At 57.8% G+C, this 26476-nt stretch carries 22 protein-coding genes and 2 tRNA genes; 23 read left to right on the forward strand and 1 reads right to left on the reverse strand.

Annotated elements, in window-relative coordinates:
* The first annotated feature begins 119 nt into the window (after positions 1 to 119).
* The 8 genes from grpE (at position 120) to ACA044_RS03985 (ending at position 10584) form a co-directional block, all read left to right on the forward strand.
* Positions 120 to 686 (forward strand): nucleotide exchange factor GrpE, encoded by a 567-nt coding sequence (gene grpE / locus ACA044_RS03950; RefSeq protein ID WP_258697619.1) that lies wholly within the window; start codon positions 120 to 122, stop codon positions 684 to 686.
* A gap of 102 nt (positions 687 to 788) precedes the next feature.
* Positions 789 to 2705, forward strand: a complete 1917-nt coding sequence (dnaK, locus tag ACA044_RS03955) for a molecular chaperone DnaK (protein ID WP_007900530.1) — start codon at positions 789 to 791, stop codon at positions 2703 to 2705.
* 297 nt (positions 2706 to 3002) lie between these two features.
* The gene (dnaJ, locus tag ACA044_RS03960; RefSeq protein WP_497445246.1) at positions 3003 to 4127 is read left to right on the forward strand and encodes a molecular chaperone DnaJ; all 1125 of its coding nucleotides are present in this window, start codon (positions 3003 to 3005) and stop codon (positions 4125 to 4127) included.
* Between the two features lie 9 nt (positions 4128 to 4136).
* Positions 4137 to 4943, forward strand: coding sequence for a 4-hydroxy-tetrahydrodipicolinate reductase (dapB, locus tag ACA044_RS03965; protein ID WP_048396633.1), 807 nt, complete (start codon positions 4137 to 4139; stop codon positions 4941 to 4943).
* Between the two features lie 259 nt (positions 4944 to 5202).
* Positions 5203 to 6339 carry a glutamine-hydrolyzing carbamoyl-phosphate synthase small subunit gene (gene carA / locus ACA044_RS03970; protein ID WP_008005476.1) on the forward strand — a complete coding sequence of 379 codons (1137 nt, stop codon included), beginning with the start codon at positions 5203 to 5205 and terminating at the stop codon, positions 6337 to 6339.
* A gap of 117 nt (positions 6340 to 6456) precedes the next feature.
* Positions 6457 to 9678 carry a carbamoyl-phosphate synthase large subunit gene (gene carB / locus ACA044_RS03975; RefSeq protein WP_497445247.1) on the forward strand — a complete coding sequence of 1074 codons (3222 nt, stop codon included), beginning with the start codon at positions 6457 to 6459 and terminating at the stop codon, positions 9676 to 9678.
* On the forward strand, positions 9675 to 10151 hold the full coding sequence (gene greA / locus ACA044_RS03980) for a transcription elongation factor GreA (RefSeq protein ID WP_497445248.1): 477 nt from the start codon (positions 9675 to 9677) through the stop codon (positions 10149 to 10151). Before carB ends, greA begins: the two co-directional genes overlap by 4 nt.
* Before the next feature lie 28 nt (positions 10152 to 10179).
* A complete protein-coding gene (locus ACA044_RS03985) occupies positions 10180 to 10584 on the forward strand; it encodes an MFS transporter (protein WP_497447160.1) in 405 nt (134 codons plus the stop codon).
* Positions 10585 to 10593: 9 nt separating this feature from the next.
* Here the strand turns inward: ACA044_RS03985 and ACA044_RS03990 are convergent, their stop codons facing one another.
* Entirely contained in the window at positions 10594 to 10902 is a 309-nt protein-coding gene (locus ACA044_RS03990; RefSeq protein WP_497445249.1) for a YhbY family RNA-binding protein, read from the reverse strand.
* Between the two features lie 105 nt (positions 10903 to 11007).
* On the opposite strand from ACA044_RS03990, the gene rlmE reads away from it, so the two are divergent.
* The 15 genes from rlmE to pnp all read left to right on the forward strand — a co-directional run bounded on the left by rlmE (position 11008) and on the right by pnp (position 26333).
* Entirely contained in the window at positions 11008 to 11640 is a 633-nt protein-coding gene (rlmE, locus tag ACA044_RS03995; RefSeq protein WP_003177853.1) for a 23S rRNA (uridine(2552)-2'-O)-methyltransferase RlmE, read from the forward strand.
* Between the two features lie 200 nt (positions 11641 to 11840).
* Positions 11841 to 13751 (forward strand): ATP-dependent zinc metalloprotease FtsH, encoded by a 1911-nt coding sequence (gene ftsH, locus ACA044_RS04000; RefSeq protein ID WP_497445250.1) that lies wholly within the window; start codon positions 11841 to 11843, stop codon positions 13749 to 13751.
* Positions 13752 to 13759: 8 nt separating this feature from the next.
* Positions 13760 to 14611 (forward strand): dihydropteroate synthase, encoded by an 852-nt coding sequence (gene folP / locus ACA044_RS04005; RefSeq protein WP_497445251.1) that lies wholly within the window; start codon positions 13760 to 13762, stop codon positions 14609 to 14611.
* Positions 14612 to 14627: 16 nt separating this feature from the next.
* A complete protein-coding gene (gene glmM / locus ACA044_RS04010; protein ID WP_497445252.1) occupies positions 14628 to 15965 on the forward strand; it encodes a phosphoglucosamine mutase in 1338 nt (445 codons plus the stop codon).
* A gap of 66 nt (positions 15966 to 16031) precedes the next feature.
* Positions 16032 to 16787 (forward strand): triose-phosphate isomerase, encoded by a 756-nt coding sequence (gene tpiA, locus ACA044_RS04015; RefSeq protein ID WP_497445253.1) that lies wholly within the window; start codon positions 16032 to 16034, stop codon positions 16785 to 16787.
* A gap of 4 nt (positions 16788 to 16791) precedes the next feature.
* Positions 16792 to 17175, forward strand: coding sequence for a preprotein translocase subunit SecG (secG, locus tag ACA044_RS04020; protein WP_017336473.1), 384 nt, complete (start codon positions 16792 to 16794; stop codon positions 17173 to 17175).
* 22 nt (positions 17176 to 17197) lie between these two features.
* Positions 17198 to 17283: transfer RNA gene (locus tag ACA044_RS04025), tRNA-Leu, on the forward strand.
* 96 nt (positions 17284 to 17379) lie between these two features.
* A tRNA-Met gene (locus tag ACA044_RS04030) sits at positions 17380 to 17456 on the forward strand.
* Between the two features lie 138 nt (positions 17457 to 17594).
* The gene (rimP, locus tag ACA044_RS04035) at positions 17595 to 18053 is read left to right on the forward strand and encodes a ribosome maturation factor RimP (protein WP_010463487.1); all 459 of its coding nucleotides are present in this window, start codon (positions 17595 to 17597) and stop codon (positions 18051 to 18053) included.
* A gap of 47 nt (positions 18054 to 18100) precedes the next feature.
* Entirely contained in the window at positions 18101 to 19582 is a 1482-nt protein-coding gene (nusA, locus tag ACA044_RS04040) for a transcription termination factor NusA (RefSeq protein ID WP_007900474.1), read from the forward strand.
* 27 nt (positions 19583 to 19609) lie between these two features.
* Complete coding sequence (infB, locus tag ACA044_RS04045) at positions 19610 to 22138, forward strand: translation initiation factor IF-2 (protein WP_497445254.1); 2529 nt, start codon at positions 19610 to 19612, stop codon at positions 22136 to 22138.
* Between the two features lie 159 nt (positions 22139 to 22297).
* Complete coding sequence (rbfA, locus tag ACA044_RS04050) at positions 22298 to 22699, forward strand: 30S ribosome-binding factor RbfA (protein WP_007900467.1); 402 nt, start codon at positions 22298 to 22300, stop codon at positions 22697 to 22699.
* A 3-nt stretch (positions 22700 to 22702) separates the two neighbouring features.
* Positions 22703 to 23620, forward strand: coding sequence for a tRNA pseudouridine(55) synthase TruB (gene truB, locus ACA044_RS04055; protein WP_497445255.1), 918 nt, complete (start codon positions 22703 to 22705; stop codon positions 23618 to 23620).
* Positions 23621 to 23762: 142 nt separating this feature from the next.
* A complete protein-coding gene (gene rpsO / locus ACA044_RS04060) occupies positions 23763 to 24032 on the forward strand; it encodes a 30S ribosomal protein S15 (RefSeq protein ID WP_003197723.1) in 270 nt (89 codons plus the stop codon).
* A 195-nt stretch (positions 24033 to 24227) separates the two neighbouring features.
* The gene (gene pnp / locus ACA044_RS04065) at positions 24228 to 26333 is read left to right on the forward strand and encodes a polyribonucleotide nucleotidyltransferase (protein ID WP_497445256.1); all 2106 of its coding nucleotides are present in this window, start codon (positions 24228 to 24230) and stop codon (positions 26331 to 26333) included.
* Positions 26334 to 26476 lie beyond the last annotated feature (143 nt).

Raw genomic sequence — 26476 nt, forward strand, 5'->3', positions numbered from 1 at the left:
ATGCAGCTGTTTTTTGTAGGGTTAATCATCAGATAGCCCTTGAAGCTGAATTTTGCGGCCCCATATACCGGGGCAGAAGCGCGAGTTGAGCTCGCGGACGATATTGGAAGGAGAAATCTATGGCTGACGAACAGACAGTGGATACGCAAAATCTAGACGCCAACCAGGGCCCCGAGGCTTCGGGTGAAGACCTGGCGGCTCGTGTACAAGTGCTCGAAGAGCAATTGGCTGGTGCGCAGGATCAGGCTTTGCGTGTTGCCGCCGATCTGCAGAACGTCCGCCGTCGCGCCGAGCAGGACGTTGAAAAGGCTCACAAATTTGCCCTGGAAAAGTTCGCTGGCGACCTGCTGCCGATCATTGACAGTCTGGAGCGCGGCCTGGAGCTGTCCAACCCTGAGGACGAAAACATTCGTCCGATGCGCGAAGGGATCGAGCTGACCCTGAAAATGTTCCAGGACACCCTGAAACGCTATCACCTGGAAGCGATCGATCCTGAAGGCGAACCCTTCAATGCCTCGCATCATCAGGCAATGGCCATGCAGGAAAGCGCCGACGTCGAGCCAAACAGTGTGCTCAAGGTGTTTCAGAAGGGCTACCAGCTCCACGGTCGCCTGCTGCGCCCGGCCATGGTCGTGGTCAGCAAGGCACCTGCGCCGGTTTCGCCTTCGATTGACGAGCAGGCTTGAAATTAGCCGTAAGGCCCCCATTTAGAAGTCAAGCGTTTAAGTGCTACCGCAGTCAGCGACCACTGCTGCGGCATCCAAATCCAAAGTTTCGGGAGAGTGAACATGGGCAAAATTATCGGTATCGACCTGGGGACTACCAACTCCTGCGTCTCCGTGCTGGAAAACGGCAAAGCCAAAGTTATTGAAAACGCTGAAGGCGCGCGTACCACGCCGTCGATCATCGCTTATGCCAACGATGGCGAAATCCTCGTTGGCCAGTCGGCCAAGCGTCAGGCAGTGACCAATCCGCATAACACCCTGTACGCGGTGAAGCGTCTGATCGGTCGCCGTTTCGACGAAGAAGTCGTACAGAAAGACATCCAGATGGTCCCTTACAAGATCGTCAAGGCTGACAACAACGACGCCTGGGTTGAAGTGAACGGCCAGAAAATGGCACCGCCACAAATTTCGGCTGAAATTCTGAAGAAAATGAAGAAGACCGCCGAAGACTATCTCGGCGAGCCAGTGACCGAAGCGGTGATCACCGTTCCGGCCTACTTCAACGACAGCCAGCGTCAAGCCACCAAAGACGCCGGCCGCATCGCGGGCCTGGACGTTAAACGTATCATCAACGAACCGACCGCAGCCGCTCTGGCCTACGGTATGGACAAGGCGAAAGGCGATCACACCGTGATCGTTTACGACCTGGGTGGCGGTACTTTCGACGTTTCCGTGATCGAAATCGCTGAAGTCGATGGCGAGCACCAGTTCGAAGTGTTGGCCACCAATGGTGACACTTTCCTGGGCGGTGAAGACTTTGACATTCGTCTGATCGACTACCTCGTTGACGAATTCAAGAAAGAAAGCGGCATGAACCTCAAGGGTGATCCGCTGGCCATGCAGCGCCTGAAAGAAGCCGCTGAGAAAGCCAAGATCGAACTGTCCTCGAGCCAGTCGACTGACGTGAACCTGCCGTATATCACTGCAGACGCTACCGGTCCTAAGCACCTGAACGTGAAAATCTCCCGCGCCAAGCTCGAAGCGCTGGTTGAAGACCTGGTTCAGCGCACTATCGAACCTTGCCGCATCGCCATGAAAGACGCCGGTATTGACGTTGGTTCGATCAACGATGTGATCCTGGTTGGCGGTCAGACCCGCATGCCACTGGTTCAGAAGCTGGTCACTGATTTCTTCGGTAAAGAAGCACGTAAAGACGTCAACCCTGACGAAGCTGTTGCCATGGGTGCTGCTATCCAGGGCGCGGTATTGGCCGGTGACGTGAAAGACGTTCTGCTGCTGGACGTCAGCCCGCTGACTCTGGGTATCGAAACCATGGGTGGCGTGATGACTGCGCTGATCGAGAAAAACACCACGATTCCTACCAAGAAATCGCAAGTGTTCTCGACTGCCGACGACAATCAGGGCGCAGTGACCATTCACGTACTGCAAGGTGAGCGTAAGCAAGCCGCACAGAACAAGTCCCTGGGCAAGTTCGACCTGGCCGAAATTCCACCAGCGCCACGTGGCGTGCCACAAATCGAAGTGACCTTCGACATCGACGCCAACGGCATTCTGCACGTCGGCGCCAAAGACAAGGCCACCGGCAAGACTCAGTCGATCGTGATCAAGGCCAACTCCGGTCTGTCCGAGGAAGAAATTCAGCAGATGGTTCGCGATGCTGAAGTGAACGCTGAAGAAGACCGCAAATTCGAAGAGCTGGCCAGCGCCCGTAACCAAGGCGATGCTCTGGTTCACTCGACGCGCAAAATGGTCGCTGATGCTGGCGACAAAGTGAGTGCTGAAGAGAAGACTGCAATCGAAGCGGCAGTAGTTGCCCTGGAAACCGCCATCAAAGGCGACGACAAGGCGGCTATCGAAGCCAAGGTTGAAGAGCTGTCCAAGGTCTCCGCTCCAGTGGCTCAGAAGATGTACGCCGATCAGGCTCAGCCTGCTGAAGGCGCGGCACCGCACGACGAAAAAGCTGAAAAAGCTGACGACGTCGTCGATGCCGAGTTCGAAGAAGTCAAAGACCACAAGTAAGTTGTTGGTCGCCCGGTTGACTGCCTTCGGGCGGTGACTGGTAGGATGTCGCCGCGCGGGAGCTTGCTCCCGCGTTGGCGTGTCTGGAGTTAGCGAATTTTTACAGCATGCGACAACGCTCGGATGTTGGCGGTATGGCCGGAAATGCTCCTGCTTTTCGAGTCGAAAGTACCGCATCGAATCAAAGACCAGGATCGTTGAATTGACGTGAGTTGGGTCCGGGCCTGTATTGGGGCTCAACGAGTTTGGCGAGGCTCAGGAGAGGTTTGCCGAACGTCCTTAAGAGTGCAAAGACTTATGGCAAAGCGTGACTATTACGAAGTATTGGGTGTTGAGCGTGGTTCAAGCGAGGTGGACCTGAAAAAGGCCTACCGTCGCCTGGCGATGAAGCACCACCCGGACCGTAATCCCGATGACAAAGCGTCGGAAGAGATGTTCAAGGAGGCCAACGAGGCCTACGAAGTGCTGTCCGATTCCAGCAAACGCGCGGCCTATGACCAATACGGTCATGCCGGTGTCGACCCGAGCATGGGCGGGGGCGGTGCCGGGTTTGGCGGTCAGAACTTCTCCGACATCTTTGGCGATGTCTTCAGTGACTTCTTCGGCGGCGGTCGCGGCGGCGCCCGTGGCGGCGCTCAGCGCGGCAGTGACCTGCGTTACACCCTGGAGTTGAGCCTGGAAGAGGCGGTGCGCGGTACGACCGTGAATATCCGTGTTCCAACACTGGTCAACTGCAAGCCGTGCGACGGCTCAGGTGCCAAGAAAGGCTCCTCGCCGATCACTTGCCCTACTTGTGGTGGTATCGGTCAGGTGCGCATGCAGCAGGGCTTCTTCTCGGTGCAGCAGACCTGCCCGCGCTGCCATGGCCAGGGCAAGATCATTTCCGATCCGTGCGACTCCTGCCGCGGCGAAGGTCGGGTCGAAGAGTACAAGACCCTTTCAGTGAAAGTGCCGGCCGGTGTCGATACCGGTGACCGCATTCGTCTGTCCGGCGAAGGCGAGGCGGGTGCGCAGGGTGGCCCGACCGGCGACCTGTACGTGGTGATCAATGTGCGCGAGCACGCGATCTTCCAGCGTGACGGCAAGCACCTGTTCTGCGAGGTGCCAATCAGCTTCGTCGACGCAGCGCTGGGTGGCGAGCTGGAGATTCCGACCCTCGATGGTCGGGTCAAGCTGAAGATCCCGGAAGGGACTCAGACCGGTAAGCAGTTCCGTGTTCGCGGTAAAGGTGTCGCGCCGGTTCGTGGTGGCGGTGCTGGTGACCTGATGTGCCGCGTGGCGGTCGAAACCCCGGTCAACCTGGGTCGTCGTCAGCGCGAATTGCTGGAGGAGTTGCGCAGCTCCCTGGCGGGTGACAACAGTCATTCGCCGAAAACCACCGGTTGGTTCGAAGGCGTGAAGCGCTTCTTCGGCGATTTGTAAGGAGTCGGCATGCGACGTATAGCTGTGATGGGCGCTGCCGGGCGCATGGGCAAGATTCTGGTCGAGGCGGTGCAGCAGCGCGCGCCGCTCACCGGCCTGACGGCCGCCATCGTGCGCCCCGGCAGCACGCTGATTGGCGTGGATGCCGGTGAGCTGGCATCGCTGGGGCGAATCGGTGTGCCGCTGTCCGGTAAGCTGGATGCGGTGGCCGATGAGTTCGATGTGTTGATCGACTTCACGCTCCCTGAGGTCATGCTGAAAAACCTGGCGTTCTGCCGCAAGGCAGGCAAGGCCATGGTGATCGGCACGACGGGGTTGGACGCCGCGCAGAAGCAGTTACTGGTCGAGGCGAGCGAAGATATTGCGATTGTGTTCGCGGCCAATTTCAGTGTCGGTGTAAATCTGTCGCTGAAGCTGCTCGATATGGCGGCTCGTGTGCTAGGTGATGACGCTGATATCGAAATCATCGAGGCTCACCATCGGCACAAGATCGATGCGCCTTCAGGTACGGCTCTGCGTATGGGGGAGGTGATCGCCAATGCGCTGGATCGTGATCTGCAGAAGGTTGCGGTCTATGGTCGTGAAGGTCACACCGGTGTGCGCGAGCGTGAAACGATCGGCTTCGCCACTGTTCGCGGTGGTGATGTGGTCGGTGATCATACGGTGCTGTTCGCCTGTGAGGGTGAGCGACTGGAAATCACCCACAAGGCGTCCAGCCGCATGACCTTCGCCAAGGGCGCGGTGCGTGCAGCTTTGTGGCTGGATGGTCGTGAACCAGGCCTTTACGACATGCAAGACGTGCTCGATCTGCGTTAAGATGCAGCCGAAACCGGGTTCAAACATAGCGTTTGAGCCCGGTTTTAAACCGCTAAGCGACGTCCTGTCGCATTCTCCGGCCTTTAAGGCTCATTGGCGGTAGACCAAAAGTGCCTTTTTCTGTAAGCTACAGCTTTAGTGTGTCCACTAAAAGCGCGCAGAATAATTCGATGAAGAAGCGGGGTGACGTGTCCATACGTCACTCCGCTTTTTTACAACCTGCGATCGCCCTTTCAGGCTTTATTTACGGGAGGTCTTCTTGACTAAGCCAGCCATACTCGCCCTTGCTGATGGCAGCATTTTTCGCGGCGAAGCCATTGGAGCCGACGGTCAAACCGTTGGTGAGGTGGTGTTCAACACCGCAATGACCGGCTATCAGGAAATCCTTACCGATCCTTCCTACGCCCAACAGATCGTTACCCTGACGTACCCGCACATCGGCAATACCGGCACCACGCCGGAAGACGCCGAGTCCGACCGCGTCTGGTCCGCTGGCCTGGTCATCCGTGACCTGCCGCTGGTTGCGAGCAACTGGCGCAACACGATGTCACTGTCCGATTACCTGAAAGCCAACAATGTGGTGGCAATCGCCGGTATCGACACCCGTCGCCTGACACGCATCCTGCGTGAGAAAGGCGCACAGAACGGCTGCATCATGGCCGGTGACAACATTTCCGAAGAAGCCGCCATTGCCGCCGCTCAGGGTTTCCCTGGCCTCAAAGGCATGGACCTGGCAAAAGTCGTCAGCACCAAAGAGAAATACGAGTGGCGCTCGACTGTCTGGGATCTGAAAACCGACAGCCATGCGACCCTCGAAGCCTCCGAGCTGCCATACCACGTGGTGGCCTACGACTACGGCGTCAAGCTGAACATCCTGCGCATGCTGGTCGAGCGCGGTTGCCGCGTGACCGTGGTGCCTGCACAGACTCCGGCCGCAGAAGCGCTGGCACTGAAGCCGGACGGCGTGTTCCTGTCCAACGGCCCTGGCGACCCAGAGCCATGCGACTACGCGATCCAGGCAATCAAGGACGTGCTGGAAACCGAGATTCCGGTGTTCGGCATCTGCCTCGGCCACCAACTGCTGGCTCTGGCCTCTGGCGCCAAGACCCTGAAAATGGGTCACGGCCACCACGGTGCCAACCACCCGGTCCAGGATCTGGACAGCGGTGTGGTGATGATCACCAGCCAGAACCACGGTTTTGCGGTGGACGAAGCGACCCTGCCGGGTAACGTTCGGGCGATCCACAAATCGCTGTTCGACGGCACCCTGCAAGGCATCGAGCGTACCGACAAGAGCGCCTTCAGCTTCCAGGGTCACCCTGAAGCCAGCCCTGGCCCGAACGACGTAGCGCCACTGTTTGATCGCTTCATCAACGAAATGGCCAAGCGACGCTAATCGCTCGCCTTGATGTAGCGAAGCCTGAGGGCGGTCCCGAAACCGGTGGCCCCCTCAAGGCTTCAGAGATTGAACAAGACGGCTTGCCGACTGACCTGCGGATTTGAGTGACAACCCATGCCAAAACGTACAGACATTAAAAGCATCCTGATTCTCGGCGCTGGCCCGATCGTGATCGGCCAGGCCTGCGAATTCGACTACTCCGGCGCCCAGGCCTGTAAAGCCCTGCGCGAAGAGGGTTACCGCGTCATCCTGGTGAACTCCAACCCGGCGACCATCATGACCGACCCGGCCATGGCCGACGCCACCTACATCGAACCGATCAAGTGGCAGACCGTTGCCAAGATCATCGAAAAAGAGCGTCCAGACGCGCTGCTGCCGACCATGGGCGGCCAGACCGCTCTGAACTGCGCCCTGGACCTGGAGCGCGAAGGCGTTCTGGAGAAGTTCGGCGTAGAAATGATCGGCGCCAACGCAGACACCATCGACAAGGCCGAAGACCGTTCGCGCTTTGACAAGGCGATGAAGTCCATCGGTCTGGACTGCCCGCGTTCGGGTATCGCCCACAGCATGGAAGAGGCCAACGCGGTCCTCGAGAAGCTCGGCTTCCCATGCATCATCCGTCCGTCCTTCACCATGGGTGGCACGGGTGGCGGTATTGCTTACAACCGTGAAGAGTTCGAAGAAATCTGCGCCCGCGGTCTGGACCTGTCGCCGACCAAAGAGCTGCTGATCGACGAATCTCTGATCGGCTGGAAAGAATACGAGATGGAGGTTGTCCGCGATAAAAAGGACAACTGCATCATCGTCTGCTCCATCGAAAACTTTGACCCGATGGGCGTGCACACCGGTGACTCGATCACTGTTGCGCCAGCGCAGACCCTGACTGACAAGGAATACCAGATCCTGCGTAACGCTTCCCTGGCGGTGTTGCGTGAGATCGGCGTGGAAACCGGCGGCTCCAACGTCCAGTTCGGTATTTGCCCGAATACTGGCCGCATGGTGGTCATCGAGATGAACCCGCGGGTATCCCGTTCCTCGGCCCTGGCATCGAAAGCCACCGGTTTCCCGATCGCCAAGGTTGCGGCGAAACTGGCCGTCGGTTACACCCTTGACGAGCTGTCGAACGATATCACTGGCGGTAAGACCCCAGCGTCCTTCGAGCCGTCCATCGACTACGTCGTCACCAAGCTGCCACGCTTCGCCTTCGAGAAATTCCCGAAAGCCGACGCGCGCCTGACCACTCAAATGAAGTCGGTCGGTGAAGTCATGGCCATCGGCCGGACCTTCCAGGAATCCCTGCAGAAAGCCCTGCGCGGTCTGGAAGTGGGCGTTTGCGGCCTGGACGAGAAGCTCGACCTGAGCAACCCGGAAAGCATGAGCATTCTCAAGCGCGAACTGACCGTGCCGGGTGCCGAGCGTATCTGGTACGTGGCTGATGCGTTCCGCGCCGGTCTGTCGGTCGAAGACATCTTCGGTATGAACATGATCGACCCGTGGTTCCTGGTACAGATCGAAGATCTGATCAAGGACGAAGAGAAGGTCAAGACCCTGGGTCTGGCCAGCATCGACCGCGACATGATGTTCCGTCTCAAGCGCAAGGGCTTCTCCGACATGCGTCTGGCCAAGCTGCTGGGCGTGACCGAGAAGAGCCTGCGTCGCCACCGTCACAAACTCGAAGTATTCCCGGTCTACAAGCGCGTCGACACCTGCGCGGCCGAGTTCGCCACCGACACCGCCTACCTCTACTCGACGTACGAGGAAGAGTGCGAAGCAGCGCCCTCGGGCCGCGACAAGATCATGATCCTCGGTGGCGGTCCTAACCGTATCGGCCAGGGTATCGAGTTCGACTACTGCTGCGTACACGCGGCACTGGCTCTGCGCGATGACGGTTACGAGACCATCATGGTCAACTGCAACCCGGAAACCGTTTCCACCGACTACGACACTTCCGATCGCCTGTACTTCGAACCAGTGACCCTGGAAGACGTACTGGAAATCGTCCGCGTCGAGAAGCCTAAAGGCGTAATCGTCCAGTACGGCGGCCAAACTCCGTTGAAGCTGGCGCGTGCTCTGGAAGAGGCTGGCGTACCGATCATCGGCACCAGTCCTGACGCCATCGACCGTGCCGAAGACCGTGAGCGCTTCCAGCAGATGGTTGAGCGTCTGAACCTGCGTCAGCCGCCTAACGCCACCGTGCGCAGCGAAGACGAAGCGATTCGTGCTGCCGCCAAGATCGGTTACCCGCTGGTAGTTCGCCCGTCCTACGTACTGGGCGGCCGTGCGATGGAAATCGTTTACGAAGAAGAAGAACTCAAGCGCTACCTGCGTGAAGCGGTTCAAGTGTCCAACGACAGCCCGGTGCTGCTGGACCACTTCCTCAACTGCGCCATCGAAATGGACGTGGATGCGGTCTGCGACGGCACCGACGTGGTGATCGGCGCGATCATGCAACACATCGAGCAGGCCGGCGTTCACTCCGGTGACTCCGCATGCTCCCTGCCGCCGTACTCGCTGCCTGCGCATATCCAGGACGAGATGCGCGAACAGGTCAAGAAAATGGCCCTGGAACTGGGCGTGATCGGCCTGATGAACGTTCAGTTGGCGCTGCAAGGCGAAGACATCTACGTCATCGAAGTCAACCCGCGCGCTTCCCGTACCGTACCGTTCGTTTCCAAGTGCATCGGTGTGTCCCTGGCAATGATCGCGGCTCGCGTGATGGCCGGCAAAACCCTGAAGGAAATAGGCTTCACCAAAGAGATCATTCCGAACTTCTACAGCGTGAAAGAGGCAGTGTTCCCATTTGCCAAATTCCCTGGCGTGGACCCGATCCTGGGCCCTGAGATGAAGTCCACCGGTGAAGTGATGGGCGTGGGCGACACCTTCGGCGAAGCCTTTGCCAAAGCCCAGATGGGTGCCAGCGAAGTGCTGCCGACTGGCGGTACGGCGTTCATCAGCGTGCGTGACGATGACAAGCCACTGGTTGCAGGCGTGGCCCGTGATCTGATCAACTTGGGCTTCGAAGTGGTCGCCACTGCCGGTACTGCCAAGCTGATCGAAGCCGCAGGCCTGAAAGTGCGTCGTGTGAACAAGGTGACCGAGGGTCGTCCGCACGTGGTCGACATGATCAAGAATGACGAAGTCACCCTGATCATCAACACCACCGAAGGTCGCCAGTCGATCGCCGATTCCTACTCCATTCGTCGTAATGCCTTGCAGCACAAGATCTACTGCACCACGACCATTGCTGCTGGCGAAGCTATCTGCGAAGCGCTGAAGTTCGGTCCCGAGAAGACCGTGCGCCGCTTGCAGGATCTACACGCAGGATTGAAGGCATGATCAAATACCCAATGACCGTCCAGGGCGCGAAAGCCCTGGAAGAAGAGCACGCTCACCTGACCAAGGTCGTCCGTCCGAAGCTCAGCCAGGACATCGGTACGGCCCGCGAGTTGGGTGACTTGAAAGAAAACGCCGAATACCACGCTGCTCGCGAGCAGCAGGGGATGGTCGAGGCGCGAATTCGTGACATTGAAGGCCGGATTCAGAATCAGGTCATCATCGATGTCATGACCATTCCTCACACCGGCAAAGTGATTTTCGGCACCACCGTTGAAATCGCCAACGTTGAGACTGATGAAAGCGTCACTTACCACATCGTTGGTGAGGATGAGGCTGACTTCAAACTCGGCAAGATCTCCGTCGGTTCGCCATTGGCCCGTGCCTTGATTGCCAAGGAAGAGGGTGATGTGGTGGCGGTCAAAACGCCGGGTGGCGTTATCGAGTACGAGATTGTCGAAGTTCGCCACATCTGAGCGCAGGCGCCCGCTACGCGCGGGCGCCATGCTTTGGCAGTTGACCCAGATGTTATGGGTTGGCGGCCTTTGGTTGCTGCATATAGGTCTGCTGCCGGTGCTGGGGCGAATAGGTCTGGCGCCGCTGCTGATCGACGAAATTGCAGGCACGCTTAATGCGCTGCTGGTAGGTTTCGCCGCCGCGTGTGTAATTTTTCAGGTTTTGGTGCTGGTACAGGCCGAGGGCCTTGCCAGTCTATGGCGTGATATTCGTGGGCAACTGCTGCTGATGGCGCTGTATGCGTGTGCGATGTTTTTCGCGGTGCGCTTCGGTTGGCCGGATGCAGTGCGTTGGCAGGTCTTCAGCTATCTTGTTCTGGGTTTTTCCGGGCTGGTGCTGGTGTTGCAGCCGGTGCCTGGGTGGAGTGGCAGGGTGCGCGAAGCACACCCTTGACCCTTGCCATCACTTGAAGCGATGGACGTTCGACAGCTGCTTGTTGACGCTGAAGTTCTTGCGGTAAATCAGTGCCATCTTGCCGATGACCTGAACCAGATCGGCTTTGCCGGCCTTGCAGAGTTCTGCAATGGCTGCCAGGCGCGATTCGCGATCGAGGATGTTGAGCTTGATTTTGATCAGCTCGTGATCCGCCAGTGCGCGTTCAAGTTCGGCTAACACACCTTCAGTCAAACCGTTGTCAGCCACAGTCAAAACTGGTTTCAGATGGTGGCCAATGGATTTGTACTGTTTCTTCTGCTCTTGAGTGAGCGGCATAATCTGACCCCTGCGTCTGATCTTGTAAAAAGCGGCGGCCAGTTTACCCGAGCGAGTCCGGGACCGCCCAGTTAATCACGACCCGTTTTATTTTCGAGGTGGCCCGTGGCCCGTTCCAAGACAAGTCTTAAATGGCTGCAAGAGCATTTCAACGACCCATTCGTGAAAATGGCGCAAAAAGACGGGTATCGCTCCCGTGCCAGCTACAAGCTGCTGGAGATCCAGGAAAGAGACCGTTTGATCCGTCCGGGCATGAGCGTGATCGACCTGGGCGCCGCCCCGGGTGGCTGGTCCCAGGTGACCAGTCGTCTGATTGGTGGGCAAGGCACACTGATCGCTTCCGACATCCTGGAAATGGACAGCATCCCGGATGTGACCTTCATTCAGGGCGATTTCACCGAGGACGCCGTACTGGCGCAGATCCTTGAAGCGGTCGGAAAAAACGAGGTGGACCTTGTGATTTCTGATATGGCCCCCAATATGAGTGGATTGGCGTCTGTTGATATGCCGCGATCGATGTTCCTGTGCGAGTTGGCACTGGATCTTGCGACTCGGGTGTTGAAGCCAGGTGGTGATTTTTTGATCAAGGTCTTCCAGGGTGAAGGCTTCGACGAATACCACAAGAGCGTGCGCAAGCAGTTCGAGAAGGTCACGACGCGCAAGCCGAAATCGTCGCGCGATCGCTCCCGTGAGCAGTACCTGCTGGGCCGTGGTTTCCGTGGTCGCAGTGAGGAATAAAAGGTTTTTCGACCGGGGCGATAGGTTTTTCGTATTTCGTCCCGTGAGCATTAGCGAATATTGTGTAGAAAGTGTTTCACAAAGGGTTACAGACGGCGCCTGCCAGAGCCGTAGGTAATGTAGTAAGTTAGGCCGGTGAATATCATGCGAAGCACGCGCCATTAGCGGAGCTTGCTTCAGAGGGTAGTTAATTGAACGATATGGCAAAGAATCTGATCCTGTGGTTGATCATCGCGGCTGTCCTGGTGACGGTGATGAACAACTTCTCCAGCCCTAACGAGCCGCAGACCCTCAACTATTCCGACTTCATCCAGCAGGTCAAGGATGGCAAGGTCGAGCGCGTAGCGGTTGACGGCTACGTGATTACCGGCAAACGCAACGATGGCGACAGCTTCAAGACCATTCGTCCGGCAATCCAGGACAACGGTCTGATCGGCGACCTCGTCGACAACCATGTCGTGGTCGAAGGCAAGCAGCCTGAACAGCAAAGCATCTGGACTCAGCTCCTGGTCGCAAGCTTCCCGATCCTGGTGATCATCGCCGTGTTCATGTTCTTCATGCGGCAGATGCAGGGCGGTGCAGGTGGCAAGGGCGGGCCGATGAGCTTCGGCAAGAGCAAGGCGCGCCTGCTCTCCGAAGATCAGGTGAAAACCACCTTGGGTGACGTTGCCGGTTGCGACGAAGCCAAGGAGGAAGTCGGTGAGCTGGTCGAATTCCTGCGTGATCCGGGCAAGTTCCAGCGTTTGGGCGGTCGCATTCCTCGTGGCGTGCTGATGGTCGGTCCTCCTGGTACTGGTAAAACCTTGATCGCCAAGGCGATTGCCGGCGAAGCCAAAGTGCCGTTCTTCACCATTTCCGGTTCCGATTTCGTCGAAATGTTCGTCGGTGTCGGTGCCAGTCGTGTTCGTGACATGTTTGAGCAGGCGAAGAAACACGCGCCATGCATCATCTTCATCGATGAAATCGACGCCGTCGGTCGCCACCGTGGTGCCGGCATGGGCGGCGGTCACGACGAGCGCGAACAGACACTCAACCAGTTGCTGGTAGAGATGGACGGCTTCGAAATGAATGACGGCATCATCGTCATCGCAGCGACCAACCGTCCCGACGTGCTGGACCCTGCATTGCTGCGTCCGGGCCGTTTCGACCGTCAGGTCGTGGTCGGTCTGCCGGATATCCGTGGTCGTGAGCAGATTCTCAAAGTCCACATGCGCAAAGTGCCAATGGGTGACGACGTCGCTCCGGCCGTGATCGCGCGTGGTACTCCTGGTTTCTCCGGTGCCGACCTGGCCAACCTGGTGAACGAGGCGTCGTTGTTCGCAGCCCGTGCCGGCAAGCGCATCGTCGAGATGAAAGAGTTCGAACTGGCTAAAGACAAGATCATGATGGGTGCCGAGCGCAAATCCATGGTCATGTCCGAGAAAGAGAAGCGGAACACTGCTTATCACGAAGCCGGCCACGCTATCGTCGGTCGCGTCGTGCCTGAGCATGATCCGGTCTACAAAGTGTCGATCATCCCGCGCGGTCGTGCGCTCGGTGTGACCATGTTCCTGCCGGAAGAAGATCGCTACAGTCTGTCCAAGCGGGCGTTGATCAGCCAGATCTGCTCGCTGTACGGCGGTCGTATCGCTGAAGAGATGACCTTGGGTTTCGACGGTGTCACCACCGGTGCATCCAACGACATCATGCGTGCCAGCCAGATTGCACGGAACATGGTGACCAAGTGGGGATTGTCGGAAAAACTCGGTCCGTTGATGTATGCCGAAGAAGAGGGCGAAATGTTCCTTGGTCGTGGCGGCGGCGGTCAGCATGCCAGTTTCTCCGGTGAGACAGCCAAGCTGATTGACTCCGAAGTGCGCAGCATCATTGATCAGTGCTACGGCACGGCCAAGCAAATCCTTACTGATAACCGGGACAAGCTTGACGCCATGGCGGATGCCTTGATGAAGTACGAGACGATCGATGCTGATCAGATCGATGACATCATGGCGGGTCGTACACCTCGCGAGCCTCGCGACTGGTCTGGCGGTAATGATGCTTCCGGCACGCCTCCGGCGGTGCAGGATGGGCGTCCGGAAACACCAATCGGTGGCCCGGCTGCTGACGTATAAGGTTTGAAATGACTCCTGTTCAGTCCTCGACCCGGTTGCCTTGCGGCAACCGGGTTCTTGATTTGGCCCAGACGCATGTCATGGGTATTCTCAATGTCACTCCCGATTCCTTTTCCGATGGCGGCCGATACAGTCAGCTGGATGCGGCCCTGCGCCACGCCGAGGCGATGGTGGCGGCTGGCGCGACCCTGATCGACGTCGGTGGTGAATCGACCCGGCCTGGTGCCAGGGTGGTTTCACCACTTGAAGAGATGGAGCGTGTGGCGCCTATCGTTGAGCGCATCAATCGTGAACTCGATGTGATCATCTCGGTCGATACCTCCACGCCAGCGGTCATGCGTGAAACCGCAAGGCTGGGGGCGGGTTTGATCAATGATGTGCGTTCGTTGCGCCGGGACGGGGCTCTGGATGCGGCGGCGGCTACCGGTTTGCCGGTGTGTCTGATGCATATGCTCGGCGAGCCGGGCGACATGCAGGACAATCCGCAGTACCAGGACGTTACGAAAGAGGTCGGCGAGTTTCTTGCCGAGCGCATGGCTCAGTGTGCGTCGGTAGGTATCCCTGCTGAGCGGATTATCCTTGATCCGGGCTTCGGCTTCGCGAAAACCTTGCAGCACAATCTAAGCTTGTTTAAGCATATGGAGGCCCTGCATGCCTTGGGGCGGCCCCTGTTGGTGGGGGTTTCGCGAAAGAGCATGATCGGGCAGGCCTTGAATCGACCGGTGGGAGAGCGTCTGCATGGCGGTCTGGCACTTGCGGCGCTGGCTTCGCTCAAGGGGGCGCGTATATTGCGCGTCCATGATGTGGCCGAAACTGTCGATGTGGTGCGGATGATCGCCGCCGTAGAATCAGCCGAATAAGAATGATGGAGTACTTATGAGTAAGAAATACTTTGGCACCGACGGCATTCGTGGTCGGGTCGGTGAATACCCGATTACTCCTGATTTCATGCTCAAGCTTGGCTGGGCGGCCGGCATGGCATTCCGCAGCATGGGTGCCTGCAAGGTGCTCGTGGGCAAGGACACCCGGATCTCCGGTTACATGTTTGAGTCGGCGCTTGAGGCCGGGCTGACCTCGGCAGGTGCTGATGTGATGCTCCTGGGGCCGATGCCGACACCGGCCATCGCCTACCTGACGCGGACCTTTCATGCCGAAGCGGGCATCGTGATCAGTGCTTCGCATAACCCTCATGACGACAACGGCATCAAGTTTTTCTCTGGGAAGGGCACCAAGCTCCCGGATGAAGTCGAGCTGATGATCGAAGAGTTGCTCGACACCCCGATGACCGTGGTTGAGTCGAGCAAGATCGGCAAGGTATCGCGAATCAATGACGCCTCGGGCCGTTATATCGAGTTCTGCAAGAGCAGTGTCCCGGCCGGTACCAGTTTTGCAGGCCTGAAGATCGTGATCGACTGCGCCCACGGTGCGACCTATAAAGTGGCGCCTAGTGTGTTTCGTGAGTTAGGGGCGGATGTCGTTGTGCTTTCTGCTCATCCTAATGGCCTGAACATCAATGAGAATTGCGGTTCGACCCATATGGAGCCGTTGCAGGCTGCCGTATTGGCCGAGCACGCCGATTTGGGTATTGCCTTTGACGGTGATGGTGACCGGGTCCAGATGGTTGATCACACTGGCACTGTCGTCGACGGCGACGAGTTGTTGTTCATCATTGCTCGCGATCTGCAAGAGCGCGGCAAGTTGCAGGGCGGTGTGGTCGGTACGCTGATGAGTAACCTGGGGCTGGAATTGGCCTTGGCAGATCTGGCGATTCCTTTTGTGCGGGCTAACGTTGGCGACCGTTATGTAATCTCCGAGTTGCTGGAGCGCGATTGGCAGGTGGGTGGGGAAAACTCGGGGCACATTGTCTGCTTCAGTCACACCACCACCGGTGATGCAATTATTGCCGCGTTGCAGGTGTTGATGGCGTTGAAGAGGCGCACAGAAGGCCTGGCTCAGTCTCGTCAGGCGCTGCGCAAGTGTCCTCAAGTGCTGATCAATGTCCGCTTTGGCGGTGGTGCGAATCCGCTCGAACATCCGACAGTCAAGGAGGCCAGTGATCGTGTCACCCTGGCGATGGCCGGTCGTGGGCGCGTACTGTTGCGCAAGTCCGGGACAGAGCCGCTGGTGCGGGTGATGGTCGAGGGCGAGGACGAAATGCAGGTTCGCGGTTACGCCGAAGAGCTGGCAAAACTGGTAACTGAAGTTTCTGCCTGATTTCGGCTTGCCAGCCATGATTGTGTTGGGTAACATCTGCGCCCACTTTGACCGACGAGGTACAGCATGCGTCGCCCTATGGTTGCTGGTAACTGGAAGATGCACGGTACCCGCGCCAGCGTCGCTGAGCTGATCAACGGCCTTCGTCATCTGGCCTTGCCAAGCGGTGTTGATGTCGCGGTGTTCCCGCCTTGCTTGTATATCAATCAAGTGATTGATGGCTTGAAAGGCAAGTCGATTTCGGTCGGCGCGCAGAACTCTGCGATTGAGTCCATGCAGGGTGCGTTGACGGGTGAGATTGCGCCGAGTCAATTAGTGGATGCAGGTTGTTCCCTGGTGCTTGTCGGGCACTCCGAGCGCCGCCAGATAATGGGTGAGCGTGACGGGACACTGAATCGCAAATTCGCAGCGGCACAGGCATGTGGCTTGATTCCGGTGTTGTGTATCGGGGAAACCCTTGAGCAGCGCGAAGCCGGGAAAACTCTTGAGGTTGTCGGGCGTCAGCTGGGCAGCATCATCGAGGAGCTGGGTGTCGGTGCTTTTGCAAAAGCAGTAATCGCTTACGAGCCGGTCTGGGCCATTGGCACCGGGCTGACTGCTTCGCCGCAACAGGCGCAGGATGTGCACGCAGCCATTCGCGCTCAGTTGGCGGCAGAGAATTCTGAAGTCGCACGAGGTGTGCGGCTTCTATACGGCGGCAGCGTGAAGGCGGCCAATGCGGTCGAACTGTTCGGCATGCCGGATATCGATGGGGGGCTCATTGGTGGAGCTTCCCTGAATGCAGATGAGTTCGGTGCGATTTGTCGCGCCGCGGGAAACTGAAAAAATGCTGGAAACAGTCGTAGTCGTTTTTCATCTGCTGGGTGCATTGGGCGTAGTTGCTCTGGTTTTGCTGCAGCAGGGTAAAGGTGCGGATGCTGGTGCGTCTTTCGGAGCAGGTGCTTCAAATACTGTGTTCGGAAGCCAAGGTTCCTCTACCTTTCTTAGTAAGTTTACTGCTATACTTGCCGCCGGTTTCTTCATAACCAGCTTGGGGTTAGGTTACTTTGCTAAAGAGAAGGCTCACCAGCTGACTCAAGTAGGTTTGCCAAATCCAGCAGTGTTGGAAGTTCCAAAGCAACAACCGGCTTCTGATGATGTCCCGGTGCTTCAAGAGCAAAAGTCGGCTACTCCAGCGACTGACGTGCCTCCAGCTCAAGAGCAGAAGTAAGAAGAGTTTCAAACGTAGTACTGCCGAGGTGGTGGAATTGGTAGACACGCAACCTTGAGGTGGTTGTGCCCATAGGGTGTAGGGGTTCGAGTCCCCTTCTCGGTACCAATTATCAGGAGAGCCCGCTGTTGCGGGCTTTCTTGTAGGTGGAAGGTTACATTGACCCTGTCAGGGATCGGTCGTATACTTCCGCCCCAGCTTTGTCGCGGGGTGGAGCAGTCTGGTAGCTCGTCGGGCTCATAACCCGAAGGTCGTCGGTTCAAATCCGGCCCCCGCAACCAGTTTAAGGAGCCCCTTTTAAGGGGCTTTTTGTTAGCTGGACACTTTCAACGCCGCTGTTCAACGGCGTTTCAAGGATGGGCGTTTCGCCCATTTTTTTATTTTGCACAGCATGCACATACATGCACGAGGGGGTTCAGGTGTCGAGCAAGCTAGAAGAGTTGCAGGCCTTGCTGGCCCCGGTGGTCGTGGCCCTAGGCTATGAATGCTGGGGTATTGAGTTTTCGGCTCAAGGTCGCCACTCAATGTTGCGCGTTTATATTGATAAAGAGGGCGGCGTGCTGGTGGACGATTGTGCCATCGTCAGCCGTCAGATCAGCGGTGTACTGGATGTTGAAGATCCTATCGCCGTTGAATACACCCTTGAAGTTTCCTCGCCTGGCATGGAACGCCCACTGTTCACTATTGAGCAGTTTGCAAAATTTGCCGGTGAACAAGTGAAGATCAAGCTGCGCTCGCCTTTTGAAGGTCGGCGCAACTTTCAGGGCCTTCTGCGCGGTGTAGAAGAGCAGGACGTCGTGGTGCAGGTTGAAGACCATGAGTTCCTGTTGCCGATCGATATGATCGACAAGGCCAACATTATTCCCAGTTTTGACTGAGACGCGGATCCCGCGGATCCAATGGCTTGCGAAAGGCGAGGCGTACGATGAGCAAAGAAGTACTGCTGGTTGTTGAGTCGGTATCCAATGAAAAGGGCGTACCGGCAAACGTAATTTTTGAAGCGCTGGAGCTGGCTCTGGCCACTGCTACCAAAAAGCGTTTTGAGGACGAAGTCGATCTGCGTGTGGAAATCAATCGCCACACCGGTGCTTACGAGACATTCCGTCGCTGGACGGTCGTCGAAGAAGCAGACCTGGACGATCCGGCCATCGAAACCTGGCCGAGCAAGGTTGCAGAAACGCATCCTGGCGCCAAGGTCGGTGACGTTGTCGAAGAAAAGATCGAGTCCATCGAGTTCGGCCGCATTGCTGCACAGACTGCCAAGCAAGTCATCGTGCAGAAAGTTCGCGAGGCCGAGCGTGCTCAAGTCGTTGACGCCTATCGCGAGCGCCTGGGAGAAATCATCTCCGGCACCGTGAAGAAAGTCACCCGCGACAACGTGATTGTCGATCTGGGCAATAACGCTGAAGCGTTGCTGGCCCGTGAAGACATTATTTCTCGCGAAACCTTCCGGGTTGGCGTGCGTCTGCGTGCGCTGCTCAAGGAAATCCGCACCGAGAACCGCGGCCCTCAGCTGATCCTGTCGCGTACCGCGCCGGAAATGCTGATCGAGTTGTTCCGCATCGAAGTGCCGGAAATCGCTGAAGGCCTGATCGAAGTAATGGCTGCGTCCCGCGACCCGGGTTCGCGCGCCAAGATCGCCGTCCGCTCCAAGGACAAACGCATTGACCCGCAAGGCGCTTGCATCGGTATGCGTGGTTCGCGCGTCCAGGCAGTGTCCGGCGAATTGGGCGGTGAGCGTGTGGATATTGTCCTGTGGGACGATAACCCGGCGCAGTTTGTGATCAATGCAATGTCGCCAGCTGAAGTGGCGGCGATTATCGTTGACGAAGATGCCCATGCAATGGACATCGCCGTTGGCGCAGACAATCTGGCTCAGGCCATCGGTCGCGGTGGTCAGAACGTGCGTCTGGCTAGCCAGTTGACTGGCTGGACCCTGAACGTGATGACCGAATCGGACATCCAGGCTAAGCAGCAAGCAGAAACCGGCGATATCCTGCGCAACTTCATCGACGAGCTGGAAGTCGACGAAGACCTGGCACAGGTGTTGGTAGATGAAGGCTTCACCAGCCTGGAAGAGATTGCCTACGTACCGTTGGAAGAAATGCTCAACATCGACGGCTTTGACGAAGAAACCGTCAACGAGCTTCGCGCTCGCGCCAAGGATCGTTTGTTGACTAAAGCCATCGCTACTGAGGAAAAGCTGGCAGACGCCCATCCGGCCGAAGACCTGCTCTCGCTTGAGGGTATGGACAAGGATTTGGCGATGGAACTGGCGGTGCGCGGCGTAATTACCCGCGAAGACCTGGCCGAGCAGTCTATTGACGACCTGCTCGACATCGACGGCATTGACGATGATCGTGCCGGCAAGTTGATCATGGCCGCCCGAGCCCATTGGTTCGAGTAATTAGGCGCGGCCTGAGGAGAGAAGTGCATGACGCAAGTCACGGTGAAACAACTGGCCGATGAGGTCAAAACACCGGTAGAGCGCCTGTTGCAGCAGATGCGTGAGGCAGGTCTGCCGCACACCGCCGCCGATGAAGGTGTGAGCGATAGTGAGAAGCAGTCTTTGCTGACTCACTTGAAAAGCAGCCACAAGGCGAAAGTGGAAGAACCACGCAAGATCACGCTGCAGCGTAAAACCACCAGCACCCTGCGTGTTGCTGGCAGCAAAAGCATCAGCGTTGAAGTCCGCAAGAAGAAAGTCTTCGTGCAACGCAGCCCGGAAGAAATCGAAGCCGAGCGCAAACGCGAACTGGAAGAACGTCGCGCAGTAGAAAATGCTGCACGTCAGAAGGCTGAAGAAGAAGCCAAGCGTCGCGCCGAAGAAGAAGCGCGTCGCCAGCCTGCTGCTGCGCAAACCGCTACTAACGACGCCGTTGCAGCACCCGCTGCAGTTGCCGAGCCAGTGCGTGAAAGCGCGCCGGTCATTGCAGCTGCACCTGCACCTGCGGCCGACACTCGCAAGCGCGACGAACAGCGTCGTCCGGACAAACCACGTGCCGACGATAACAATCGTCGCAGCGGTGGTGGCGACGGCGAGCGTAAAAACGCTCCGCATCGTGCCTCGGTCAAAGAGAAAGCGCCTGCTCCACGCGTTGCCCCACGTACTACCGACGAAGAAAGCGATGGCTTCCGTCGTGGTGGTCGCGGCAAGGCCAAGCTGAAGAAACGCAACGCCCACGGTTTCCAGAGCCCAACCGGCCCTGTCGTGCGTGATGTGCAGATCGGCGAGACCATCACTGTTGGCGATCTCGCCAATCAGATGTCGGTCAAGGCTGCTGAAATCATCAAGTTCATGTTCAAACTGGGTACTCCAGCGACCATCAACCAGGTGCTTGATCAGGAAACTGCTCAACTGGTAGCCGAAGAACTGGGCCACAAAGTGACCCTGGTCAGCGACACCGCCCTGGAAGATTCGCTGGCCGAGTCCCTGAAGTTTGAAGGTGAGACGTTCTCCCGTGCGCCAGTCGTGACCGTAATGGGCCACGTTGACCACGGTAAGACGTCGCTGCTCGACTATATCCGTCGTGCCAAGGTCGCTGCTGGCGAAGCCGGCGGTATCACCCAGCACATCGGTGCGTACCACGTTGAAACTGATCGCGGCATGGTCACGTTCCTCGATACCCCGGGTCACGCCGCGTTTACCGCAATGCGTGCCCGTGGTGCCAAGGCGACTGACATCGTGATCCTGGTCGTTGCAGCGGACGACGGCGTAATGCCGCAGACCATTGAAGCGGTCCAGCACGCCAAGGCTGCCGGTGTTCCACTGGTTGTTGCAGTGAACAAAATCGACAAGCCGGGCGCTGATCTCGATCGCATCCGTAGCGAACTGTCGGTTCACGGCGTGACTTCGGAAGAGTGGGGCGGCGACACCCCGTTCGTATCGGTTTCGGCGAAAGTCGGTACTGGCGTGGACGAGTTGCTTGAAGCTGTTCTGCTGCAAGCTGAAGTTCTGGAACTGAAAGCGACTCCTTCGGCTCCTGGTCGTGGCGTCGTGGTTGAATCGCGTCTCGACAAAGGTCGTGGCCCGGTTGCAACCGTTCTGGTTCAAGACGGTACCCTGCGCCAAGGCGACATGGTGCTGGTCGGTTCGAACTATGGCCGTGTACGTGCCATGCTCGACGAGAACGGCAAGCCAATCAAGGAAGCCGGTCCTTCCATCCCTGTCGAGATCCTCGGCCTGGACGGTACCCCGGACGCTGGCGACGAGATGAGCGTGCTGTCGGACGAGAAGAAAGCCCGTGAAGTGGCTCTGTTCCGTCAAGGCAAGTTCCGCGAAGTCAAACTGGCTCGCGCTCACGCCGGCAAGCTGGAAAACATCTTCGAAAACATGGGGCAGGCAGAGAAGAAGACGCTCAACATCGTCCTCAAATCCGACGTCCGTGGTTCGCTGGAAGCGTTGAACGGTGCCTTGAACGGCCTGGGTAACGACGAAGTGCAAGTGCGTGTGGTCGGGGGCGGTGTCGGTGGTATCACCGAGTCCGACGCTAACCTGGCACTGGCCTCCAATGCTGTACTGTTCGGCTTCAACGTGCGTGCCGATGCTGGCGCTCGCAAGATCGTCGAGCAGGAAGGTCTGGATATGCGTTACTACAACGTGATCTACGACATCATCGAAGACGTCAAGAAAGCCCTCACCGGTATGCTGGGCAGCGATGTTCGCGAGAACATCCTGGGTACCGCTGAAGTGCGTGACGTGTTCCGTTCGCCGAAGTTTGGCGCGATCGCCGGTTGCATGGTTATCGAAGGTGTTGTTCACCGTAACCGTCCAATCCGTGTACTGCGTGAAGACATCGTTATCTTCGAAGGCGAGCTGGAATCCCTGCGCCGCTTCAAGGATGACGCTTCCGAAGTACGTGCCGGCATGGAATGCGGTATTGGCGTCAAGAGCTACAACGACGTCAAGGCTGGCGACAAGATCGAAGTCTACGAGAAGGTTCAGGTTGCTCGCAGCCTCTAACTCGCGCACTTCAAGGGCCACGATGAGCCGCCGCATGCACATGCGCGGCACAGCGTCAGGACTCTAAACGCAACGCCCGGTCTGGCTTCTGTCAGGCCGGGCGTTTGCCGCTTTCAGACCACACGGGTTTCACCGTGAGGCAGTAACAGGTAACAAGACATGGCAAAAGAATACAGCCGTACCCAACGTATCGGCGATCAGATGCAGCGTGAGCTGGCACAGCTGATCCGTCGTGAAGTCAAAGACCCGCGCGTGGGCCTGGTCACCATTACCGCTGTTGAAGTCAGCCGTGACGTCGGTCACGCCAAGATCTTCATCACCGTGATGGGCCAGGACAGCCGCGACGACATCGCGCAAAGCATCAAGGTGCTCAACTCCGCCGCCGGTTTCCTGCGTATGCAGTTGGCTCGTGAAATGAAGTTGCGCAGCGTTCCGCAGTTGCACTTCCATTACGACGAAAGCGTCGTGCGTGGCGCGCACCTGTCGGCCCTGATCGAGCGTGCGGTGGCTGAAGACAATCAGCACCCGGTAGCGGCTGAACCCGAAGACGCCAAGGAGTAATCGGTGGCTCAGGTCAAACGTATCCGTCGTAACGTCAGCGGCATCATCCTGCTCGACAAGCCGCTGGGGTTCACCTCCAACGCGGCGTTGCAGAAGGTCCGCTGGTTGCTCAATGCCGAGAAGGCCGGGCACACCGGCAGTCTTGATCCGCTGGCCACCGGCGTGCTGCCGTTGTGCTTCGGCGAGGCCACCAAGTTCTCGCAATACCTGCTTGATTCCGACAAGGGTTATGAAACCCTGGCGCAACTGGGCAAGACCACCACCACGGCCGATGCCGAAGGTGAAGTTTTGCTGGAGCGCCCGGTGACCGTTGGTCGCGCCGATATTGACGCTGTGCTGCCGAAATTTCGTGGGCAAATCAGTCAGATACCGCCGATGTACTCGGCGCTCAAGCGTGATGGGCAGCCGCTGTACAAGCTGGCCCGTGCAGGCGAAGTAGTGGAGCGCGAACCGCGTTCTGTTACTATTGCGCGCTTGGAATTACTGGCCTTTGAGGGTGATACTGCGCGGCTCGCGGTGGATTGCAGCAAAGGCACCTATATCCGCACCCTGGTGGAGGATATCGGTGAGCAACTCGGTTGTGGCGCTTACGTGGCTGAATTGCGACGTACCCAGGCTGGGCCTTTCACGCTTGCACAGACCGTCACTCTGGAAGAGCTTGAAGCGGTACATGCCGAAGGCGGCAACGAAGCGGTCGACCGCTTCCTGATGCCATCGGACAGCGGCCTGCTGGATTGGCCACTGTTGCATTTCTCGGAGCACAGCGCGTTCTACTGGCTTAACGGCCAACCGGTACGCGCCCCGGATGCGCCGAAATTCGGCATGGTACGGGTACAGGATCACAACGGTCGCTTCATCGGTATCGGTGAAGTGAGCGAAGACGGGCGCATCGCGCCACGTCGACTGATTCGGTCAGAATGACCGAAACCAGCCTGTGTAACAGCAGGCCGGCGAGTGTGGCTGTTAACAGGCACGGTCACTACTCATTTATAGATACAGGGATTTGTCCCTGGCCTGTTGAAGCTGTTTCTTTGAAACAGTTTCCTGATAAAAGGATTGCCTCATGGCTCTCGACGTTCAAGAAAAAGCTCAAATCGTAGCTGACTACCAGCAAGCTGTTGGTGACACTGGTTCGCCAGAAGTGCAAGTTGCACTGCTGACCCACAACATCAACAAACTGCAAGGTCACTTCAAGGCCAACGGTAAAGATCACCACTCCCGTCGTGGTCTGATCCGTATGGTAAACCAGCGTCGTAAGCTGCTGGACTACCTGAAAGGCAAGGACGTGAGCCGTTACAGCGCTCTGATCGCTCGCCTGGGTCTGCGTCGCTAATAAGCGATTGCGCTAGAGGTTGGTTGTCTGTCGTGCGTCAGTGGGTTTCCCGCTGGCGCATGGCAGGCTCCCAGCCTCAAGTTTTATCTGGATATACGTTTTACCCTGGACAGGCGTTGGGCCGATTCCCGACATTGCCCAAGAATTTCGCAAGAAGACAAGTTCCCCAAGAGCCACAAAAGAAGGTAGGACACCGTGAACCCGGTAATCAAAAAATTCCAGTTCGGTCAGTCGACCGTTACCCTCGAGACTGGCCGTATCGCCCGTCAAGCCTCTGGCGCAGTATTGGTCACCGTTGACGACGACGTCAGCGTATTGGTGACCGTCGTTGGTGCCAAACAAGCCGATCCAGGCAAGGGCTTCTTCCCTCTGTCCGTTCACTACCAGGAAAAGACTTACGCTGCCGGTAAGATCCCTGGCGGTTTCTTCAAGCGTGAAGGCCGTCCTTCCGAGAAAGAAACCCTGACTTCCCGACTGATCGATCGTCCGATCCGTCCGCTGTTCCCAGAAGGCTTCATGAACGAAGTGCAGGTTGTCTGCACCGTCGTTTCCACCAGCAAGAAGACCGATCCGGACATCGCTGCGATGATCGGTACCTCGGCTGCCCTGGCCATCTCCGGCATTCCTTTCGATGGCCCGATCGGCGCTGCCCGCGTTGCGTTCCACGAAAGCACCGGCTACCTGCTGAACCCGACTTACGAACAACTGAAAGCTTCGAGCCTGGACATGGTCGTTGCCGGTACTTCGGAAGCCGTTCTGATGGTTGAATCGGAAGCCAAAGAGCTGACCGAAGACCAGATGCTGGGTGCGGTACTGTTTGCTCACGACGAGTTCCAGGTGGTGATCAACGCCGTTAAAGAACTGGCCGCCGAAGCTGCCAAGCCGACCTGGACCTGGGCTCCACAGCCAGAAGCCACTGCTCTGCTGGGCGCTATCCGTGCCGAGTTCGGCGATGCGATTTCCCAGGCTTACACCATCACCGTCAAAGCCGACCGTTATGCACGTCTGGGCGAGCTGAAAGACCAGGTGGTTGCCAACCTGTCCGGTGAAGAAGGTCAGCCGACTTCCGCTGAAGTCAAAGCGGCTTTCGGTGAAATCGAATACCGCACCGTTCGTGAAAACATCGTTAACGGCAAGCCACGTATCGACGGTCGCGACACCAAGACCGTACGTCCGCTGAACATCGAAGTCGGTGTTCTGCCCAAGACCCACGGTTCGGCACTGTTCACCCGTGGCGAAACCCAGGCCCTGGTAGTCGCGACTCTGGGTACTGCCCGTGACGCACAGCTGCTGGACACCCTGGAAGGCGAGAAAAAAGACCCGTTCATGCTGCACTACAACTTCCCTCCGTTCTCGGTAGGTGAGTGTGGTCGCATGGGTGGCGCTGGTCGTCGCGAAATCGGTCACGGCCGTCTGGCCCGTCGTTCGGTTCAGGCCATGCTGCCTGCTGCCGACGTGTTCCCGTACACCATTCGTGTGGTTTCGGAAATCACCGAGTCCAACGGTTCGAGCTCCATGGCTTCGGTCTGCGGCGCTTCCCTGGCGCTGATGGATGCCGGCGTTCCGATGAAGGCACCGGTTGCCGGTATCGCCATGGGTCTGGTTAAAGAAGGCGAGAAATTCGCCGTCCTGACCGACATCCTGGGTGACGAAGATCACCTCGGCGACATGGACTTCAAAGTAGCTGGTACCGCCAAAGGTGTTACCGCGCTGCAGATGGACATCAAGATCAAGGGCATCACCGAAGAAATCATGGAAATCGCTCTGGGCCAAGCCCTGGAAGCGCGCCTGAACATCCTCGGTCAGATGAACCAGATCATTGGCCAGTCGCGTACCGAGCTGTCGGAAAACGCTCCGACCATGATCGCGATGAAAATCGACACCGACAAAATCCGTGATGTCATCGGTAAAGGCGGCGCGACCATTCGTGCGATCTGTGAAGAAACCAAGGCTTCGATCGACATCGAAGACGACGGTTCGATCAAGATCTTCGGCGAAACCAAGGAAGCGGCTGAAGCGGCACGTCAGCGCGTTCTGGGCATCACCGCAGAAGCCGAGATCGGCAAGATCTACGTTGGTAAGGTTGAGCGCATCGTCGACTTCGGCGCATTCGTCAACATCCTGCCGGGCAAGGACGGTCTGGTTCACATCTCGATGCTGAGCGATGCTCGCGTTGAGAAAGTGACCGACATCCTGAAAGAAGGCCAGGAAGTGGAAGTACTGGTACTGGACGTGGACAACCGCGGCCGTATCAAGCTGTCCATCAAAGACGTAGCAGCTGCCAAGGCTTCGGGCGTTTAATCACTCCCGCGCCTGACCGCTTCAACGTTATAAAAAATGCCCCGCCGTGAAAACGGCGGGGCATTTTTTTGTGTGCAGTAAAGATCAAAAGATCGCAGCCTTCGGCAGCTCCTACACGGGGCTCATGTAGGAGCTGCCGAAGG

Source organism: Pseudomonas sp. LBUM1673 (assembly GCF_059695645.1).

Excerpts from the sequence above, each read along its gene's own strand:
- grpE (WP_258697619.1), top strand. The coding sequence starts at position 120 with ATGGCTGACGAACAGACAGTGGATACGCAAAATCTAGACGCCAACCAG.
- dnaK (WP_007900530.1), top strand. The coding sequence starts at position 789 with ATGGGCAAAATTATCGGTATCGACCTGGGGACTACCAACTCCTGCGTC.
- dnaJ (WP_497445246.1), top strand. The coding sequence starts at position 3,003 with ATGGCAAAGCGTGACTATTACGAAGTATTGGGTGTTGAGCGTGGTTCA.
- dapB (WP_048396633.1), top strand. The coding sequence starts at position 4,137 with ATGCGACGTATAGCTGTGATGGGCGCTGCCGGGCGCATGGGCAAGATT.
- carB (WP_497445247.1), top strand. The coding sequence starts at position 6,457 with ATGCCAAAACGTACAGACATTAAAAGCATCCTGATTCTCGGCGCTGGC.
- greA (WP_497445248.1), top strand. The coding sequence starts at position 9,675 with ATGATCAAATACCCAATGACCGTCCAGGGCGCGAAAGCCCTGGAAGAA.
- ACA044_RS03985 (WP_497447160.1), top strand. The coding sequence starts at position 10,180 with ATGCTTTGGCAGTTGACCCAGATGTTATGGGTTGGCGGCCTTTGGTTG.
- ACA044_RS03990 (WP_497445249.1), bottom strand. The coding sequence starts at position 10,902 with ATGCCGCTCACTCAAGAGCAGAAGAAACAGTACAAATCCATTGGCCAC.
- ftsH (WP_497445250.1), top strand. The coding sequence starts at position 11,841 with ATGGCAAAGAATCTGATCCTGTGGTTGATCATCGCGGCTGTCCTGGTG.
- folP (WP_497445251.1), top strand. The coding sequence starts at position 13,760 with ATGACTCCTGTTCAGTCCTCGACCCGGTTGCCTTGCGGCAACCGGGTT.
- glmM (WP_497445252.1), top strand. The coding sequence starts at position 14,628 with ATGAGTAAGAAATACTTTGGCACCGACGGCATTCGTGGTCGGGTCGGT.
- tpiA (WP_497445253.1), top strand. The coding sequence starts at position 16,032 with ATGCGTCGCCCTATGGTTGCTGGTAACTGGAAGATGCACGGTACCCGC.
- secG (WP_017336473.1), top strand. The coding sequence starts at position 16,792 with ATGCTGGAAACAGTCGTAGTCGTTTTTCATCTGCTGGGTGCATTGGGC.
- nusA (WP_007900474.1), top strand. The coding sequence starts at position 18,101 with ATGAGCAAAGAAGTACTGCTGGTTGTTGAGTCGGTATCCAATGAAAAG.
- infB (WP_497445254.1), top strand. The coding sequence starts at position 19,610 with ATGACGCAAGTCACGGTGAAACAACTGGCCGATGAGGTCAAAACACCG.
- rbfA (WP_007900467.1), top strand. The coding sequence starts at position 22,298 with ATGGCAAAAGAATACAGCCGTACCCAACGTATCGGCGATCAGATGCAG.
- rpsO (WP_003197723.1), top strand. The coding sequence starts at position 23,763 with ATGGCTCTCGACGTTCAAGAAAAAGCTCAAATCGTAGCTGACTACCAG.